Annotated in this window: 16 protein-coding genes; 7 read left to right on the top strand and 9 right to left on the bottom strand. The window is 68.3% G+C overall.

From position 1 onward, the window contains the following. The first annotated feature begins 8 nt into the window (after positions 1–8). Positions 9–605: an N-acetyltransferase gene (locus tag BN11_RS00155; RefSeq protein ID WP_048692894.1), complete on the top strand. Its 597-nt coding sequence runs from the start codon at positions 9–11 to the stop codon at positions 603–605. Positions 606–621: 16 nt separating this feature from the next. Here the strand turns inward: BN11_RS00155 and BN11_RS00150 are convergent, their stop codons facing one another. Next, positions 622–1,203: a dihydrofolate reductase family protein gene (locus BN11_RS00150; protein WP_048692891.1), complete on the bottom strand. Its 582-nt coding sequence runs from the start codon at positions 1,201–1,203 to the stop codon at positions 622–624. Positions 1,204–1,276: 73 nt separating this feature from the next. On the opposite strand from BN11_RS00150, the gene BN11_RS00145 reads away from it, so the two are divergent. After that, positions 1,277–1,798 carry a winged helix-turn-helix transcriptional regulator gene (locus tag BN11_RS00145; RefSeq protein ID WP_048692889.1) on the top strand — a complete coding sequence of 174 codons (522 nt, stop codon included), beginning with the start codon at positions 1,277–1,279 and terminating at the stop codon, positions 1,796–1,798. Here the strand turns inward: BN11_RS00145 and glmS are convergent. Both glmS and BN11_RS00135 read right to left on the bottom strand, forming a co-directional pair. Beyond that, positions 1,785–3,605, bottom strand: coding sequence for a glutamine--fructose-6-phosphate transaminase (isomerizing) (glmS, locus tag BN11_RS00140; protein ID WP_048692886.1), 1,821 nt, complete (start codon positions 3,603–3,605; stop codon positions 1,785–1,787). The two genes, BN11_RS00145 and glmS, sit on opposite strands and share 14 nt — an antisense overlap. Before the next feature lie 65 nt (positions 3,606–3,670). Further along, positions 3,671–3,931 carry an HU family DNA-binding protein gene (locus BN11_RS00135; RefSeq protein ID WP_201329185.1) on the bottom strand — a complete coding sequence of 87 codons (261 nt, stop codon included), beginning with the start codon at positions 3,929–3,931 and terminating at the stop codon, positions 3,671–3,673. 138 nt (positions 3,932–4,069) lie between these two features. On the opposite strand from BN11_RS00135, the gene BN11_RS24535 reads away from it, so the two are divergent. Next, positions 4,070–4,774, top strand: coding sequence for a hypothetical protein (locus tag BN11_RS24535; RefSeq protein WP_048692880.1), 705 nt, complete (start codon positions 4,070–4,072; stop codon positions 4,772–4,774). A gap of 6 nt (positions 4,775–4,780) precedes the next feature. Here BN11_RS24535 and BN11_RS00125 read toward each other — a convergent pair whose 3' ends face one another. Continuing rightward, a complete protein-coding gene (locus tag BN11_RS00125; protein WP_048692877.1) occupies positions 4,781–6,403 on the bottom strand; it encodes an FAD-dependent oxidoreductase in 1,623 nt (540 codons plus the stop codon). A gap of 86 nt (positions 6,404–6,489) precedes the next feature. Between BN11_RS00125 and treS the strand changes: the two genes are divergently transcribed. Continuing rightward, complete coding sequence (gene treS, locus BN11_RS00120; RefSeq protein WP_048692875.1) at positions 6,490–8,721, top strand: maltose alpha-D-glucosyltransferase; 2,232 nt, start codon at positions 6,490–6,492, stop codon at positions 8,719–8,721. Here treS and BN11_RS00115 read toward each other — a convergent pair. Beyond that, positions 8,699–9,082, bottom strand: a complete 384-nt coding sequence (locus tag BN11_RS00115; protein WP_083433406.1) for a single-stranded DNA-binding protein — start codon at positions 9,080–9,082, stop codon at positions 8,699–8,701. The two genes, treS and BN11_RS00115, sit on opposite strands and share 23 nt — an antisense overlap. Before the next feature lie 237 nt (positions 9,083–9,319). Between BN11_RS00115 and BN11_RS21155 the strand changes: the two genes are divergently transcribed. Both BN11_RS21155 and BN11_RS00105 read left to right on the top strand, forming a co-directional pair. Further along, positions 9,320–10,603, top strand: a complete 1,284-nt coding sequence (locus BN11_RS21155; RefSeq protein ID WP_053083946.1) for a M15 family metallopeptidase — start codon at positions 9,320–9,322, stop codon at positions 10,601–10,603. 81 nt (positions 10,604–10,684) lie between these two features. Beyond that, a complete protein-coding gene (locus BN11_RS00105; RefSeq protein ID WP_048692873.1) occupies positions 10,685–12,073 on the top strand; it encodes an MFS transporter in 1,389 nt (462 codons plus the stop codon). Between the two features lie 127 nt (positions 12,074–12,200). Here BN11_RS00105 and BN11_RS00100 read toward each other — a convergent pair whose 3' ends face one another. From BN11_RS00100 to lnt, 4 genes are all read right to left on the bottom strand, one after another. Next, positions 12,201–12,557, bottom strand: a complete 357-nt coding sequence (locus BN11_RS00100) for an RNA polymerase-binding protein RbpA (RefSeq protein ID WP_048692870.1) — start codon at positions 12,555–12,557, stop codon at positions 12,201–12,203. A 193-nt stretch (positions 12,558–12,750) separates the two neighbouring features. Beyond that, entirely contained in the window at positions 12,751–13,269 is a 519-nt protein-coding gene (locus BN11_RS00095; protein WP_235435306.1) for an FxsA family protein, read from the bottom strand. Between the two features lie 27 nt (positions 13,270–13,296). Then, the gene (locus BN11_RS00090; protein WP_048692864.1) at positions 13,297–14,082 is read right to left on the bottom strand and encodes a polyprenol monophosphomannose synthase; all 786 of its coding nucleotides are present in this window, start codon (positions 14,080–14,082) and stop codon (positions 13,297–13,299) included. Beyond that, on the bottom strand, positions 14,075–15,703 hold the full coding sequence (gene lnt / locus BN11_RS00085; protein WP_053083945.1) for an apolipoprotein N-acyltransferase: 1,629 nt from the start codon (positions 15,701–15,703) through the stop codon (positions 14,075–14,077). The genes BN11_RS00090 and lnt overlap by 8 nt, the downstream gene beginning before the upstream one ends. Before the next feature lie 119 nt (positions 15,704–15,822). Between lnt and BN11_RS00080 the strand changes: the two genes are divergently transcribed. After that, on the top strand, positions 15,823–16,185 hold the full coding sequence (locus BN11_RS00080) for a hypothetical protein (protein ID WP_048692859.1): 363 nt from the start codon (positions 15,823–15,825) through the stop codon (positions 16,183–16,185). Position 16,186 lies beyond the last annotated feature (1 nt).

Genomic DNA, 16,186 nt, shown 5'->3' with positions numbered 1-16,186 from the left:
TCATCGGTATGACGGACACGACGTTCCGGATCGAGCCGCTCAGCCCCGAGACGTGGCCGGCGTTCGAAGCGCTGGTGGAGCGCCACAACGGCATCTTCGGCGGTTGTTGGTGCACGTGGTTCCACGGCGGTCACCCCAGCTGCGAGGGTCGCGGTGAGAGCTACGAGGGCAATCGCGCCATCAAGAAGCGCCTCGTCGAGGAGGGCGTCGCCCACGCCGCCCTCGTCATGGACGGCGACGAGGCCATCGCATGGGCGGAATACGGGACGCCGGCCGAGCTGCCATCCCTCCACCACAAGAAGCAATACGACGCCACAAGTGCGACGGAGCCCGACCACCGGATCACGTGCGTCTTCGTCGACAGGCGATTCCGTCGCCAGGGCGTGACCGAGCTGGCTATCACCGGGGCGCTGGAATTGATTGCGCAGGCCGGTGGTGGCCGGGTCGAGAGCTATCCGCACGACCTGAGCGAGCAGACGAAGAAGATGTCATCCTCGTTCCTCTACAACGGAACCCGCCGGCTCTATGAGCGTCTCGGCTTCACCTACGACCGGCCCAAGGGGCTCAAGAACTGCGTGATGGTCAAGGCCGTCAAGCCCCGCTGAGACCCGGCCGGCTGGATCACTGACGAGTGCGGACGGCATACCGGTGCAGAGTGACGCCACCGTCGAAGGACCGCTGCTCGAGCACGTCGCACTCGACGGACGGCGTGCCCTCGTCGAACAGCGGCCTGCCCTCCCCCAGCACGACCGGATGCACATAGAGCACCAACCCGTCGAGGAGACCGGACGTCACGAGCTGGGACGCCAGCGACGCTCCCCCGACGCCGATGTCCCCCTCTCCCCCGGCCCGCAATGCCGCCAGCCGCTCCATCGCGTCATCCCCGTAGATCTCCGTGTTGTGCCCGGCTGTCGTTCGCGTCCGGGAGACAAGGATTTTGGGTATGTCGGTCCAGATCGTGCCGTACTCGCGCAAGTAGTCGGGAAGGCCGGCATTTTCGCGAGCGGTCGGCCAGAACCCTTCCATGGTCTCGTAGATGCGCCGGCCCTGGATCATCATCGACAACGTGCCGGCGCGCTCGTTGAAGTCGCGATGCAGTGACTCCCCGATCCGCAGCCAGTCGCCGCCACCTTGCTCGTTGGCGCGGCGTTCGATCTTCAGGTCGAGCGAGACATTCATCCAGTAGACGAATCGTGCGGGCATGATCCCTCCTGATGTGGTTGCGAGTTGCAAGCACTGTCACCCTATGCGCTACTGGTGGTAAATTGCAAGCACTATGACCACGCCGCGTTCGCACTGCCCGATCAACGCCGCCGTGGAGGTCTTCGGCGATCCGTGGTCGCTGTTGGTCTTGCGCGACATCATGTTCGGCAACCGCCGCCACTTTCGGGAGTTGCAGACCGGCAGCGACGAGGGCATCGCGAGCAACATCCTCAGCAGCCGTCTCAAGACGCTGACCCAGGCCGGCTTGCTGACGCGTGAGGAGGCCGGGCGCGGGCGCCGGGCGGCCTATTCGTTGACAGAGGCCGGAATTCAGGCCCTGCCTGTCATGGTGGCCCTCGGGACCTGGGGACTCGCGCACCGGGAGGGCGAGCGCCAGTGGCGTATCCGCGCCGAGATCATGCGCGACGGCGGACCGGCCATGACGACGGCTCTGATGGATGAGTTGCGCGAAGCCCACCTCGGCATCCCCCGCCCGGACCCGAACGCCCCGCGCGCCAGTGAGCAACTCCAGGCGGCCTTCGACGATGCCATGAAAGACCTCGCGGCAACCGGGCCAAGGGTCACTCGACGGTGACGGACTTGGCGAGATTGCGCGGCTTGTCGATGTCGTAGCCGAGGGTCAGTGCCGCGTGATAGGCCAGCAGTTGCGTGGGAATCACCATGAGGATCGGGTCGAGTTCCGGCTCCGACTTCGGCACATCGATGCGCTCCACATCAAGGCCCTGCAGGTCGACGGACTCGTGCGACAGGGCAACCACCTGCCCCCCGCGCGCCAGAACCTGTTGCACCGCACCGACATTGCGCTCGGTCAGATCGTCGTCGGGCACGATGGCCACGGTGATCATCGACTCGTCGATCAGTGCAAGCGGTCCGTGCTTGAGTTCGCTGGTCGGATAGGCCTCCGCGTGCACATAGCTGATCTCCTTGAGCTTCTGCGCGCCCTCACGAGCGACCGGATACTGCCGCACGCGGCCGATATAGAAAGCGTTCTGCGCCTGAGCCAGCGCCTTGGCGACCTCGGCGATCGCCGGCTCGTTGTCGAGCACCTGCTGGATCTGCTCGGGAATCCGCTTGAGCGCGTGCAGGATTCGTTCGCCATCGGCGACCGAGAGGTCACGCAGCCGGCCCATGTGCAGTGCGAGCATCGCGAAGGCGATGGCCATATTCGTCAAGGCCTTCGTGGACGCGACCGCGATCTCGGGGCCGGCGTGCAGGTAGATCCCGCCGTGCACCTCTCGCGCGATGGTCGACCCGACGGCGTTGACCACGGCCACGACCGTCCCGCCCTTGCGCTTGATCTCCGACACGGCGAAGGCCGTGTCGGCCGTCTCGCCGGACTGGGAGACGACGACATACAGCGTCTCGGGCTCGATGATCGGGTTGCGATAGCGAAACTCCGAGGCGGCCTCGGCGTCCGCCGGGATCCGGGCGAGGTCTTCGATCAACTGGGCACCGATCTGCCCGACGTAATAGGCCGACCCGCAGCCGAGGATCTTGACTCGCCGGAAGGCGCGCAGTTCCTTGGGCGAGAGGTTGAGCCCGTTGAGCCGGGCCGTGGCGAAGCGTTCGTCGAGCCGGCCGCGGATGACGGCCGCGGCCTTGTCCGGCTGCTCGAGCATCTCCTTGTACATATAGTGCTGGTGCCCGGTCAGCTCCCACTCGGCCGCCGCCACCTCGATCTCGACCGGTTGCCGGCCGGTCGCCTCGGCGTTCCGGTCGAAGGTGTGGAACCCGCCGGCGGTGACGGTCGCCAGTTCGCCGTCGTCGAGGTGAATGACCTGCGAGGTATGCCGCACCAGCGCCGCGGCGTCGCTCGCGACGAGCGTCTCCTTCTCTCCAACCCCGATGATGAGCGGAGAACCGTTGCGGGCCAGCACGATCCGATCCGGGTGCGCCTCGTCCATCACCGCCAGCGCATAGGTGCCCGAGATCTGCCCGAGCGCATCGAGGACCGCGGCCTCGAGCGTGTCGGCCGTGGAGCGCGCCACGAGATGCGCGATGACCTCGGTGTCGGTGTCGCTGGCGAGTGTCACGCCCGCATCGGTCAGCCGGTCACGGAGCATCCCGGAGTTGTCGATGATCCCGTTGTGCACCACCGAGATCCGCCCGTCCTCGCTGCGGTGCGGGTGGGCGTTGGCCTCGGTGGCCGGGCCGTGCGTGGCCCATCGGGTGTGCCCGATGCCGACCTTCCCGGCGAGGCGCTTCGGGAGGGCTGCCTCCAGGTCGCGGATGCGCCCCACCGACCGCACGGCTGTCGTGCCCTTGGCGCCGAGCACGGCGAGGCCCGCGCTGTCGTAGCCGCGATACTCCAGCGTCTTCAGCCCCTCGATGAGGAAGGGGGCGGCCGGCTGGTCGCCGATATAGGCAACTATTCCGCACATGGGGTTGGACTCCTCGTGATCAGTGGTGGTGGTGATGGTCGGGGGCGGTCAGCGGGTATGCCGCGTCAGCCGTAGACGAGGCGGCGCAGTTGTCGTTCCGTCAGTTCGGGCGCGGCGACGACGCGTCGCCGCAATTCCGCGGCGATGCGGGCGAAGGCCTCGGCGTTACGCACTCCGTGCAACTGCAGATCCGCGTGCCGACGGCGCACGAAGGCCTCCACCGGCTCGCCATACCAGGCCAGGACGTCGTCGACGACCCGCGCCGCCTCCCCGGGACTCAGGCCCGTCGAGGCGGCGACCCGCTCGACCAACTCCCGATCCGGCATACCCCCAATCATCCTGCCGCGGAGCCCGAAAACAAAGAATCTGCCCGAATTCGGGCAAATCACGCCACTTGTCTCTCCACGCGAGATGATTACGGCGCCTCATGCCGCGCAGGCGGAATGTCCCCTAGCGTCCAGGACATGTCTCGTTTTCTCGGGGGTGTCGCCAAGGTCCTCGGCTGGTTCATGGCACTCGTGGTCGGGGGCTACGTGGTCGTCAACGGCGCCCTGGTCGTCAAGGCCCAGTTCAAGCGCAATGACGTCGGCGGCCGGCTCACCGACAAGCTCGCCGCCGCAGTGCCGGCCGCGACGAGCCACCGCGACGCCTTGACCGCGGCGGCCGGCACGGCACCGGAGCACGCGTGGATCGTCCAGGTCTGCGACTTCCCGACCACGGACAGCGGCTGGATGGTCAATTCGTACAACCAGGAGTGCGAACTGCGGTCCGCCGTGGCGTTCGCGGTCGCGACACCCGAGGCCGCGGAGGCGCTGGCCCGCCAGTTGCCGGACGAGCTTGGCGGAGCCGTCGTCGAGGAGATCGACACCGATGGCGCGTGTCGCACCATCCGCACGTCGGGTCGCCCGTACAGCGAAGAAGTCCAGGTGCGGACCCTTGCCATCACTCGACGCACCGGCTCCGAAGGCTGGTGCGGCCGGCTGTCGACGACCGGGCAGCACCGCGTCGTCTCCGGTGAGGTTGGACCCCTCGACGCGAACTCGGACTGGGTGGTCGTGCTTCGGGACCAGCCGCTCGACCGCACCGACATCGGCTGCCTGCGCTGGTCGGTCCTGTTCTGTGACAACCCCTTTTTCGACAAGCCCGCCTGGGGCGACTTGCCGAAGTAAGGGCGCTTACTGCGTTGTCTCGCCGGCCTTCCAGGTCATGTAGCCGCCGTCCAGGTTGCGCAGCCGCCGCCCCGGACGCGCAAGCATCATCGCGGCCACGTGGCCGCGGACGCCGACCGCGCAATGCACCACGACGTCATCCGAGACGATCTCGCCAGCGCGATCGCGCAGTTCGTCCACGGGGATCAGGACCGCGCCGGGGATGGCGCCGGCCGCGTGCTCCTTCGCCGTGCGGACATCGATCAGTGTCGCGCCCGCGTCGAGGGCGTCCTGGAGCTCGTGCCATTGGATGTTCTCGGTCAGGCCGGTGGCGAGATTCTCCGCGACATAGCCGAGCATGTTCACCGGATCCTTGGCCGACCCGAACTGCGGGGCGTAGGCGAGTTCCAGATCGGCGAGGTCACTCGCCCCGAGGCCCCCGCGCATCGCCGTCGCGATCACGTCGATCCGCTTGTCGACGCCGGCCTGCCCCACGCCCTGCGCGCCGAGGATGGCGTCGGTCTCGGCATCCACCAGCAACTTCAGGGCCATCGTCGACGCGCCGGGATAGTAGCCGGCGTGGTCGGCGGGATGGGTGTGGATGGCCCGATAGGCCCGGCCGGCGGACCGCAGCCGCTTCTCGTTCCAGCCCGTGCTCGCCACTTGCAGACCGAAGACCCCGACGATCGCCGTGCCCTGCACCGGACGCACCTCCACGGCCCGCCCCGCGATGACGTCGGCGACGCGCCGCCCCTGCAGGTTCGCGGTGTTGGCCAGGGGCACGAGCACCGACGAGCCGTCGCCGGCATCGCGCTTCTCCACCGCGTCACCGACGCCGAAGATTGCGGAATCGCTTGTGCGGCAATGCTCGTCGACGACGATGCCGCCCCGCTCCCCCACCGCGAGCCCGGCCATCCTGGCCAGTTGCGTGTCGGGTTGCACGCCGATCGCCGCCACCACGAGATCGGCCGCCACGCGCTCACCGCCGTCGAGGGTCACGCCCTCCTCGTCGATCGACACCACGAGCCCCTGAAGGCGCAGATCCACTCCGGCAGAACGCATTCGGGCATGCACCGGCTCGACCATCTCTGGGTCGAGCGGCGCCATGCATTGAGCTGTCGCCTCGATGAGGCTCACCTCGACACCCGCGTGCACGAGGTTCTCCCCCATCTCCACGCCGATGAACCCGCCCCCGATGACCACCGCCCGGGTCGCCCCCTGGGCAGCGGCGGCGAGCGCGTCGGTGTCCTCGATGTCCCGCAGACTCAGCGCCCGCTCGATGCCCGGGATCGGCGGGCGTACCGGCCGCGCACCCGGAGAGAGGACCAGCCAGTCATACGTCAGCGAGTCCTCGGTCCCGCCGTCGAGGTCGCGCACCGTGACCGTGCGCGCCGCGCGGTCGATGGCGACGACCTCGTGGCGCACGCGCACGTCGAGCCCAAAGCGCGCCGCCAGCGACGACGGCGTCTGCAGCAGGAGCGCCGACCGCTTCTCGATCACACCGCCGATGTAGTACGGCAGACCGCAGTTCGCGAACGACACATGGCCGCTGCGCTCGAGGACGACGATCTCCATCTCGGGTTCGAGACGGCGCAACCGGGTCGCGGCGGACATGCCACCCGCGACCCCTCCGACGACGATGGTTCGCATGTCCCCAAAATACCCCGCTGGGTATGGTGTCTGCGCCGGTCGGGATGTGACACGGCCAAGCGCGCGGATCCGTACCATAGTCCCTCGTGACCGACACCACACTGCCTCCCGACGAGATCCTCGACCCCAGCGACGCCGTGCCGGAAGAGGTCAGTTTCGAAGGTCACAGCTTCCCGGCCCGCCCCACCCGGCTGCGTCCGCGCGCGAGATTGCGCGACATCCTCTGGCAGCGCAAGGCCAAACAGCCCGGCACCGCGAGCGGAGACAACCCGGAGTATGTCGCGTGGCTGGAGTCGGAGTCGATGCTCGCCGACGCCCGGCAGTTCGCACGCAAGTTCGCCGGCCAGGGCAGCATGTGGCAGAACCCGTATGCCGCCCCGGATCCCCGCGCCGCCATCGAGAAGGCGCCGGTCTGGTTCACGGCCTACCCGATCTCGATGATCACCCCGGCCGGGGCGACCTTCCTCGGGACGCTCGGCAGCACGCAGCTGTGGGATGCGTTCCAGCAGATCGGCATCACCGCCATCCACACCGGCCCGGTCAAGCGCGCCGGCGGCGTCACCGGCTGGGATACCACCCCCAGCGTCGACGGTCACTTCGACCGCATCTCGACCCAATTCGACGACGCCTTCGGCACCGAAGACGAGTTCCGGGCGATGTGCGAAGTGGCCACTGATCACGGCGGGCTGGTCATCGACGACATCGTCCCTGGCCACACCGGCAAGGGGGCGGACTTCCGGCTCGCCGAGATGAAGATCGGCGACTACCCCGGCATCTATCACATGGTCGAGATCCCGCGGGAGGACTGGCACCTGCTGCCCAAGGTGCCGAAGGGCCGCGACTCGGCCAACCTCGATGCCGAGACCGAAAAGTCCCTCACCGATGCCGGCTACATCGTCGGGGAGATGCAGCGGGTGATCTTCTTCGAACCCGGGGTCAAGGAGACGAACTGGTCGGCCACCGGCGCGGTCCTCGGGCCCGACGGCGAGGAACATCGGTGGGTCTACCTGCACTACTTCAAGGAGGGCCAGCCGTCACTGAACTGGCTGGACCCCACCTTCGCCGGCATGCGGCTGGTCATCGGTGACGCGTTGCACTCGCTCGGCGACCTCGGCTCCGGCGCGCTGCGTCTGGACGCCAACGGCTTCCTCGGCGTCGAGAAGTCCGCGACCGGTGGCCCGGCGTGGTCGGAGGGCCACCCGCTCTCCGAGGCGGCCAACCAGCTGATCGCCAGCATGGTCCGCAAGGTCGGCGGCTTCACCTTCCAGGAACTCAACCTGACCATCGATGACATCCACTCCACGTCCGAGCGCGGCGCCGACCTGTCCTACGACTTCGTCAACCGACCGGCATACCACCACGCCCTCGCGATGGAGGATGCGGAATTCCTCCGGCTGACGATGCGCACCGCCCGCGAGATGGGCGTCGACACCGTCTCGCTCGTGCACGCCCTGCAGAACCACGACGAGATGACCTACGAGCTGGTGCATTTCGCCACCCTGCATGCCGGCGACACCTTCATGTTCCGGCGCAAGCCGATCCGCGGCGCCGACCTTGCGACCCTCATCCGGGCCGAACTCACCGAGAAGATCGCCGGCGAGACCGGCACCTACAACGCCCTGTTCACCACCAACGGCATCGCCTCCACCCTCGCTTCGGTCATCTCCGCCTCCCTCGGCATGGCCGACCTGAGCGCCCTGACCAACGACGACGTCGAGGCCATCAAACGCGCTCACCTGCTGCTCGCGATGTACAACGCGTGGCAGCCGGGTGTCTTCGCCCTCTCCGGCTGGGACCTCGTCGGCGCCCTGCCGGTCGAGCGCAAGCAGGTGGCAGCGCTGATCCGCGACGGTGACACCCGGTGGATCCACCGCGGCGCCTACGACCTCCTCGATTTCCAGCCGAATGCGAGCGAGTCGACCTCGAAGATGCCGAAGGCCCGCGCCCTGTACGGCCCGCTGAACGTGCAGCTCGAGGACCCGAACTCCTTCGTCTCGCGGCTGCGCGAGATCCTCGCCGTCCGCGACCGGCATGGTCTCGCCACTGCCCAGCAGGTCGACATCCCCGCCGTCTCGAACAAGGCGATGCTCGTGCTGGTCCACCGTCTCGCCGAAGCGGACCAGGTCACCGTGCTGAACTTCTCGGCGCAGACGATCTCCGGCAGCGTCCGCTCCGACGAGCTGCAGCCGGGCAGCAAGGTCATCGACATGGTCACGGGTGCGCCGGTGGGCGAGGTCGACGATCTGCATTCGCTGTATGTCGTTCTGCAGCCCCACGAGGGCCGGTCGCTGCTCGTCACTCCCCCGGTGGAGCACTGACCCGGCGAATCTCCGCCGCCTCCACCTCATACCGACTCGCGGCGCCCGCAGGCGTCTTGAAGAACCGCCGGTGCAGCGAACCCGTCACGGCAACCTCGTCGCCCGGCCCCAGGCGGCCGGCGATCCGCCGGGTCGCCGCGGTCCAGCAGGCGATGTCGATGGTGTCGACGGTGGCCTTGCGGCCCTTGACCGGGACACGCGGCACGACCAGACGCAGGGTGCGCAATTCGTCGCCGCTGGGCATGACCCGGGTCTCTTCGACCGCGCTGACGCGGCCGCGGAGCAGGACGGTGTTGCAGCTCCCGGCCGCCGCCGGTTCGGTCAGCGGGAGGGTGGCTTTGGGCGTGGTCTTGGCTGTCATGACCCCACGCTCCCCCGCCGGCCCGCTGCTGCCAAGACCCCTCGCGTGCACCTGTGGACGGCGCGAATTGGCCCTTCGGCTGTGGACAACCGGCCGTGTCAACAACCACAGGCCGGGGGGTTGGGCCGCATGGAAGATCACGATACGATTGCGGCCGGATCAGTGTTTCTGGGCCGTGGCCTAGGCATGCGTCCGCAGGTGCGCAACCGGTGCGCCTGAACGGATTTCGGAGTTGATGTGCGCTTCCTGGCTGGCCCCGGTCTCATCGCGGCGTCCCTCACGCTCGCCCTGGCCGGTCCCGCCTCCGCCGCCGAGACCAGCCCCGGCACCGAGAGCCCATCCGTGTCCGTCACCGGGTCGATGACGATCACGATCCCTCCGACCGGCAGCACCGAGGCCGGCCTGACGAAGGAAGAACTCCAACGCCAGATCGCTCGTGCCGAAGCGCTGCGGGCCGAGATCCTCAAGGGCGGAGCCGACATCGCCGCCGCCATGACCAAGCTGGACAAGGCGACGGCCAAGGCCAACGCGGCACTCGAGGCCTACGCCAAGGCCAAGACCGAGGGCCGCGATGCTCGCCTGAAGGCCAAGCTGCAGTCCGAGACCGCCAGCAACCTCCAGGAGCGTCTCGATAAGGCCCGCGAAGAGCTTCGGGAATGGGCCGTCAGCGCCTACACCCAAGGCGGACCGCTCGCCGAACAACTCGGCTACCTCGACGCCCTCTCCAAGGACGCCGACAAGGCCTCCAACCCCCTCTCCGACCTCAACTACCTCACCGACAACCGCATCCGCTCGGTCGAGGACATCCGCGAGATCGCGGTCGCGCAGAAGCGCGCCTCCATGGATGCCGACGCCGAGCGCGACAAGGCGGTGGCCGCCGAGGCCAAGGCGGCGAAGGCCAAGAAGATCGCCACCGACCTGGTCAAGGACCAGCAGGCTAGCGTCGATGAGGTGCGCCGGCTGCACCAAGAACGCATCGCCGAGGTTGCGCCCATCGCCGGCCTGCTGCTGGGCAGCGGCGACGAGGACGCCATCAGCACCAGCGAGCGCCTCACCGACGCCCTCAGCGAATACGACATCGCGATCAAGGACCTGAGCACCAAGCCGTGCACCGAGAACACCGGTGTCTTCCCCAACGGGCAGATCCCCCCGTCACACCTGTGCCCGATGATCGGCTCCAGTGACGAGTTCCTGGTGCCCGATGCCGCCGCGGCCTTCAATGCGATGTCCAAGGCCTACGCCGAAGAGACCGGCTCGCTGCTGTGCGTCACCGACGGTTACCGCTCGTATGCCGAGCAGGTCGCCGTCAAGGCCAGCCGCGGCCCGTGGGCGGCCACCCCGGGCACCAGCGAGCACGGGCTCGGCCGCGCCGTCGACCTGTGCGGTGGCGTCCAGGACTACAGCGCCCCGGCGCACCTGTGGCTGAAGCAGAACGCCGCACTCTTCGGCTGGTTCCACCCCTCCTGGGCCGAACAGGGTGGCACCCTTCCCGAGCCCTGGCACTGGGAATACGCAGGCTGACCGCGGCCGTTCCGCACCCGGCTTACTGCTGAGTAGGTGCGCCTATGCCGCTCGGGGCGCGCGGTGTGCCAGAGTTCCGGCATGACTTCCGCGCCGGCGCACGTCGACTCACCGGACTACGCGGCGAACGCCAAGTACGTCCGGCCGTGGTACTGGTACGACTGGGCCAACTCCGCCTTCGTCACCACCATCGGCACCGTCCTCTACGGCCCCTACATCACGACCATCGCCAAGCAGGCGGCCTGCCCGGGACAGGACACCGACCTGGCGTGCCACACCAACTTGAGCCTGCTCGGCATACCAATCGCCCCCGGCTCGCTGGCGCCGTACACGACGACCTTCGCCACGATCGTCTCGGCGATCTTCCTCATCTTCATCGGCGCGGTCGCGGACCGCTCCCCACGCCCGGCGCGCCTACTCGGGATCTTCGCGTGGCTGGGCGCGCTGGCCGCCGCCGGGCTCTTCTTCGTCGAGGGCACCCGCTGGCAGCTGGGCGCCATACTCATGGTGTTGGCGACCATCTGCCTGGGCTCCTCGCTGGTCATCTACGACGCGATCCTCAACGACATAGCCCATCCCAACGACCGGGACAAGGTCTCCTCACGCGGGTGGGCGCTCGGCTATCTGGGCGGCGGGCTGCTGCTCGCGCTGAACCTGGTCCTGGTGACGATGAAACCCTTCGGGCTGAGCACCGGTATGGCCGTGCGGATCAGCATGCTGTCCGCCGCCGTGTGGTGGGGCATCTTCACGCTCATCCCGGTGCTGGGGATGTGGAACCTGCGCGGCGTCGAGCGCCCGGTCACCGCGGTCGGCGAGGGCGCCGTCGGCGGCAGTCTCAAACAGTTGCGCAACACCTTCGGGGACCTGCGCCGCCACCATCCGCAGACGATGCTCTTCCTGCTCGCCTACCTCTTCTACAACGACGGCATCCAGACCGTCATCTCCTCCTCGAGCCTCTACGGCGCCGAGGAGCTGAAGTTCGAACAGTCCCAGCTGATCGCCGTCATCCTGCTCGTGCAATTCGTCGCCTTCTTCGGCGCGCTGCTCTTCGGCAGACTTGCGGGCCGGCACGGCGCCTGGCGCACCGTCTTGTGGTCCCTCGCGCTGTGGACCCTCATCGTGATCGTGGCCTACTTCGTCCCGGAGAAGAAGTTCATCCCGTTCATCGTGCTGGCCGTCGGCATCGGCCTCGTCCTCGGCGGCTCCCAGGCGCTCTCGCGCAGCCTCTACAGCCAGCTGGTCCCCAAGAAGCGCGAAGCCGAGTACTTCAGCCTCTACCAGGCGATGGAGCGCGGCACCAGCTGGTTCGGCACCCTGCTCTTCGGGCTCGTCTACCAGCTGACCCACACCTACCGGCTGGCGATCATCGCCCTGATCGTCTTCTTCGTCCTCGGCGGCATCCTGCTCTCGCGGGTCGATGTCCGTGAAGGCATCCGCCAGGCCGGCAACGAGCAACCTGTGCTGATCTAGGACACGCGAAGCCGGTCCAGGACGCGCGAAGCCGGCCCATCTTCTCCGGAGAAGGTGGGCCGGCCACGTCGTGCCTCGAGGTGCGCCGGTGCATCGTCAGCCGCCGCGCCGGGACGGCGAGAGCGGCTCAGGCCGAGCGCTTGCTCGGCTTCTCGCCGCGGGACTGACGCAGCAGCGTCAGCCGCTCCTCGAGGAGTTCCTCGAGTTCGGGGATGGAGCGGCGCTCAAGCAGCATGTCCCAGTGGGTGCGGGCCGGCTTGACCGGCTTGCGGTCGGGCGCGGCGCCGTCGAGAAGCAGCGCCTCGGCGCCGCAACGGCACTCCCAGGTCGCGGGGATCTCGGCTTCGATGGAGAACGGCAACTCGATACGGTGGTCCTGCGGGCAGACGTAGACGACGGTTTGGCGCTCGCTGGGGACGACGTTCTCGGACGTCTCCATGCTGAAGGACACCATGCGGCTACCCCGCAATGTGCGGTCGGCCATGGGTGGAACTCCCTAAATAACTCGGTGCTGGTCTCGCGGTGGGTGCAGGCCGCGAGGGTCTATGGATATGAACGCGCGAGCGCGGCGGCATTGTTCCGAGACGGATATGGTGCGCCGATTCGCGCCCGGCGGACGGGGAGCGCTCGCGCCGGGGGTGTCTTGACCCTCCGCGGTGAGGGCCAGACATTACAGTCTACCGGTCGACGACACGTCCTTCGACCGTGTCCGGGCTCGCAGGCCTGTGACCTGGGCGACTTCCGGGAAACTTGGCTCCGGCGGCGGCTGCAGCGCCCCCGAGAAGGCGGGCGCGCACCGCCTGTTCGAGCAGGCGCCGAGTGATCGGGCGGGTGACGGGCAGGATGAAGAAGAACCCGACGATGTCCGTGAGGAAGCCGGGCGTCAGCAGCAGGGTCCCGCCGATCAGGACCAGCGCCGCGTCGGCCAGCTGACGTGACGGCATGGCGCCGGTGGTCAGGGCGGTGTTGAGGGCCTTCCACGTCCGGGCGCCTTCGCGGCGGACCAACCAGGCCCCGAGGAAGGACTCGAAGAGCAGGAGCGCGACGGTCGGCCAGCCGCCGATCACCTTGCCCACCGCGATGATGGCGGCGATCTCGAGGACCGGCACGATCAGCAGTGCGAGGAGGAGCCACAGCCGCCACGGCCGGCGGCGCGACCCCGCGGCCCCCGCCGCATACGGTGTGGACCCGCTCACCCTAGGCATCCGCGGACTCCGTCGTGACTACAACTTCTCCCATTGCGCTTCCCGCTTCACGAGCTTCTTGACCTGGCCGGTTCGGTGTTCGATTCCCCAACGAGTGACGCGCGCCATGGATTCCTTGACGATGTCGTTGTTCATCTTCGAGGCCCCGATCTCACGCTCGACGAACTCGATCGGCACCTCAACGATCTTCAGGCCGGCCCGCACGGCGCGCACCGTCAGGTCGGTCTGGAAGCAATAGCCCTGCGAGGCGACCTGCTCCAGGCCGATGGTGCGCAGCGCGCTCGCGCGGTAGACCCGGAATCCGGCGGTGGCATCGCGCACACCCATCCCGAGGATCATGCGGATGTAGAGGTTGCCGCCCATCGACAGGGCTTTGCGGGAGGCCGGCCAGTTCACCACGGAGCCGCCGCGGACATACCGCGACCCGATGACCACGTCGGCATCGGCGATGGCGGCAATCATCGCCGGGAGGTATTTCGGCTGGTGAGAGCCGTCGGCATCCATCTCCATGATGGCGTCGTAGCCACGCTCGAGCCCCCAGTCGAAGCCGGCGAGATAGGCCATGCCGAGCCCCTCCTTGCCGGCGCGGTGCAACACGTGCACATGCTCGTCGGCCGCGGCGAGCTCGTCGGCGAGGGCGCCGGTGCCGTCCGGCGAGTTGTCGTCCAGGACGAGGATGTCCGCCTCGGGGGCGTGCTCGCGCACGCCGGCCACGACGAGCGGCAGGTTCTCCCGCTCGTTGTAGGTCGGGATACAGATCAGGACCCGGCGGACGGGTTCGCGGGTGCCAGTGGCGTCAGACACGTGTTGCTTCTTTCGCGCTGCTCGAGCGGGTGGTTGACGGGCCATTATCGCGGCGCCGGGGGCCGCGACCCAATCCCCACGCCAGTGACAGCCCAGCTAGGGCGGTGTATTCCGGTATGCGGCCGAGCCGGTCCGCGATGGTCGTCCCCTGGCCGAGGGGCAGGTCGGCGACGGCACGGTATGCGGTGTACAACGACGACTTGTCGGCATAGCTCCCGTCGGGGCGGATGAAGCCGCTCACCCCCACCGTGGAGACGTGGGCGACGGGCCGGTTGTGTTCGATGGCGCGCAGCCGGGAGATCGCGAACTGTTGCTCGGACTCGGCGGTGTAGCCGAAGGTGGCGTTGTTGGTCTGGACCACCAAGACGCTGGGCACCTGCGGACTGTGCGTGACTGCCTTCCGGATCAGACCGTCATAGGCCACCTCGAAGCAGATCGTCGGCAGCGCGGCGAACGGGGCGCCGGAGCGGGTCCGCAACGCGAAGTAACCCACCTGCGTCCCTGTGGCCATGCCGTCGCGGACGAGGTCGACATTGGAGTTGAAGCGGCGGAAGAAGTCCTTGTATGGAACGTATTCGGCGAACGGCACGGGATGCTGTTTGACGTAACGCTCCGGATCGAGGACGCCGGGGCGATAGAGCAGCGAGGCGTTGGAGACCAAGGGCGCCGGCTCCTCGAGGATGGCGCCGAGCAGGAGCGGGGCTTTGACGGCGTTGCGGGCGTCGGTGATGACGGCGGCGGCGTCGGTGTTGCGCAGCGGGTCGATGTCGGCGGCGTTCTCGGGCCAGATCACCAGGTCGAGAGCGCCGGCGGTGGCGGCCAGGGCCTCGGTCCCGCGGACGTGGTTGTCGAGGACCGCCCGGCGTTCGGCGTTGAAGTCCAGTCCGGCCTTGGGGACATTGCCCTGCACGATCGCCACTCGTGCGGTGGTGCTCGACGTCCCAGCGAGCGGTATGGCGAGGGGCAGCGTCGCCAGCGCGACGGCCGCGACGGCGGGCACCAGGACGCGGCGACTTGACGTCAGGACGCGGCGACGAGACGTCAGGGCGCGGCTGCGAGTGGCCAGGGCGGCGCGAGCCACGGCATACAGCAGCACCCCGAGCGTGGCGACGGCGGCCGTGAGCAGCGGCGCACCACCAAGGCTCATCAGGTTGCGCAGCGGCGAGTCGGCCTGGCTGAAGGCCAGTCGCGCCCAAGGGAATCCGCCGAAGGGGGTGGTGCTGCGGGCCCACTCGCCCACGACCCAGCCGAGAGGCACGGTCGCGGAGGCCGCCCACCCCAGCCGGCGCTCGACCAACCGTCGCTGGATCGGGCCGATGACGGCGACCATCGCCGCGACATACAGCGCCTCCAGCGTCGCCAGAGCAATCCACGGCAGCTTGCCGACGAACACCCCCGACCACGAGAGCGTCGGGACGAAATAGGCCAGGCCCGCCACGAGACCGACGAGGAATCCGGTGCGCCAGCGTGCGACCCAGCCGGCCGCGGCGATCAAGCCGCAGCCGAGCCACGCGGCATACCACTGATTGTGGTCGGGGAAGGCGAGCGCGATCGCGCCGCCGCCGGCGAGGGCGAGGAGCAGGCGCGCCGGCAGGATCGGGGCAGGCACGTCGCGACTCACGGAGCAACGGTACGTCCTGCGGGGTCGCAGCTTTGCCATGCTGACCGCCAACGACGTCGCCCGGTGCGAGCGGTGGTTCGACGAGAACGGGCTGCCGTACTTCGTCGAGGCGCAACCTGATGCTGATGCTGTTCATCACGCAGGCGGTGCAGCTGTTGTTGGTCTCGCTGCTGGTGTTCGGCTTCTTCGTGCTCTTCGGCTCGCTCGTCATCCGGCCGTCGGTGATCGAGGCGTGGACGGGGTCGGCTCCGCACTACACCGGGCCACTGCACCTGATCAGTGACGCACTGTTCTCGGTTGCCGTCTTTCTCCCCGGGTTCGCCGGTCTGTATTTCACGGTGCAGGCGGTCATCGACCAGAACTACCGCAAGGAGTTCTTCCGCCGCATCGAGGACGATCTGCAGCAGGCGATCGGGGTGCGCAAGGTCTATACGACGCTGCGGACCCATCTGGCGCCTGGGGCGGGGACCTCTCGGTTCTAGG

The organism is Nostocoides australiense Ben110 (genome assembly GCF_001050535.1).
Classification (GTDB): domain Bacteria; phylum Actinomycetota; class Actinomycetes; order Actinomycetales; family Dermatophilaceae; genus Nostocoides_A; species Nostocoides_A australiense.
Note: the sequence above shows the minus strand (reverse complement) of the source record. Positions and strands in the feature narration are given on the sequence as shown.

Coding starts and splice junctions, on each gene's coding strand:
- BN11_RS00145 (WP_048692889.1), top strand. CDS start 1,277: ATGACCACGCCGCGTTCGCACTGCCCGATCAACGCCGCCGTGGAGGTC.
- BN11_RS00150 (WP_048692891.1), bottom strand. CDS start 1,203: ATGCCCGCACGATTCGTCTACTGGATGAATGTCTCGCTCGACCTGAAG.
- glmS (WP_048692886.1), bottom strand. CDS start 3,605: ATGTGCGGAATAGTTGCCTATATCGGCGACCAGCCGGCCGCCCCCTTC.
- BN11_RS00125 (WP_048692877.1), bottom strand. CDS start 6,403: ATGCGAACCATCGTCGTCGGAGGGGTCGCGGGTGGCATGTCCGCCGCG.
- BN11_RS00135 (WP_201329185.1), bottom strand. CDS start 3,931: ATGCCGGATCGGGAGTTGGTCGAGCGGGTCGCCGCCTCGACGGGCCTG.
- BN11_RS00155 (WP_048692894.1), top strand. CDS start 9: ATGACGGACACGACGTTCCGGATCGAGCCGCTCAGCCCCGAGACGTGG.
- BN11_RS00100 (WP_048692870.1), bottom strand. CDS start 12,557: ATGGCCGACCGCACATTGCGGGGTAGCCGCATGGTGTCCTTCAGCATG.
- BN11_RS00080 (WP_048692859.1), top strand. CDS start 15,823: ATGCTGATGCTGTTCATCACGCAGGCGGTGCAGCTGTTGTTGGTCTCG.
- BN11_RS00115 (WP_083433406.1), bottom strand. CDS start 9,082: ATGACAGCCAAGACCACGCCCAAAGCCACCCTCCCGCTGACCGAACCG.
- BN11_RS00105 (WP_048692873.1), top strand. CDS start 10,685: ATGACTTCCGCGCCGGCGCACGTCGACTCACCGGACTACGCGGCGAAC.
- BN11_RS24535 (WP_048692880.1), top strand. CDS start 4,070: ATGTCTCGTTTTCTCGGGGGTGTCGCCAAGGTCCTCGGCTGGTTCATG.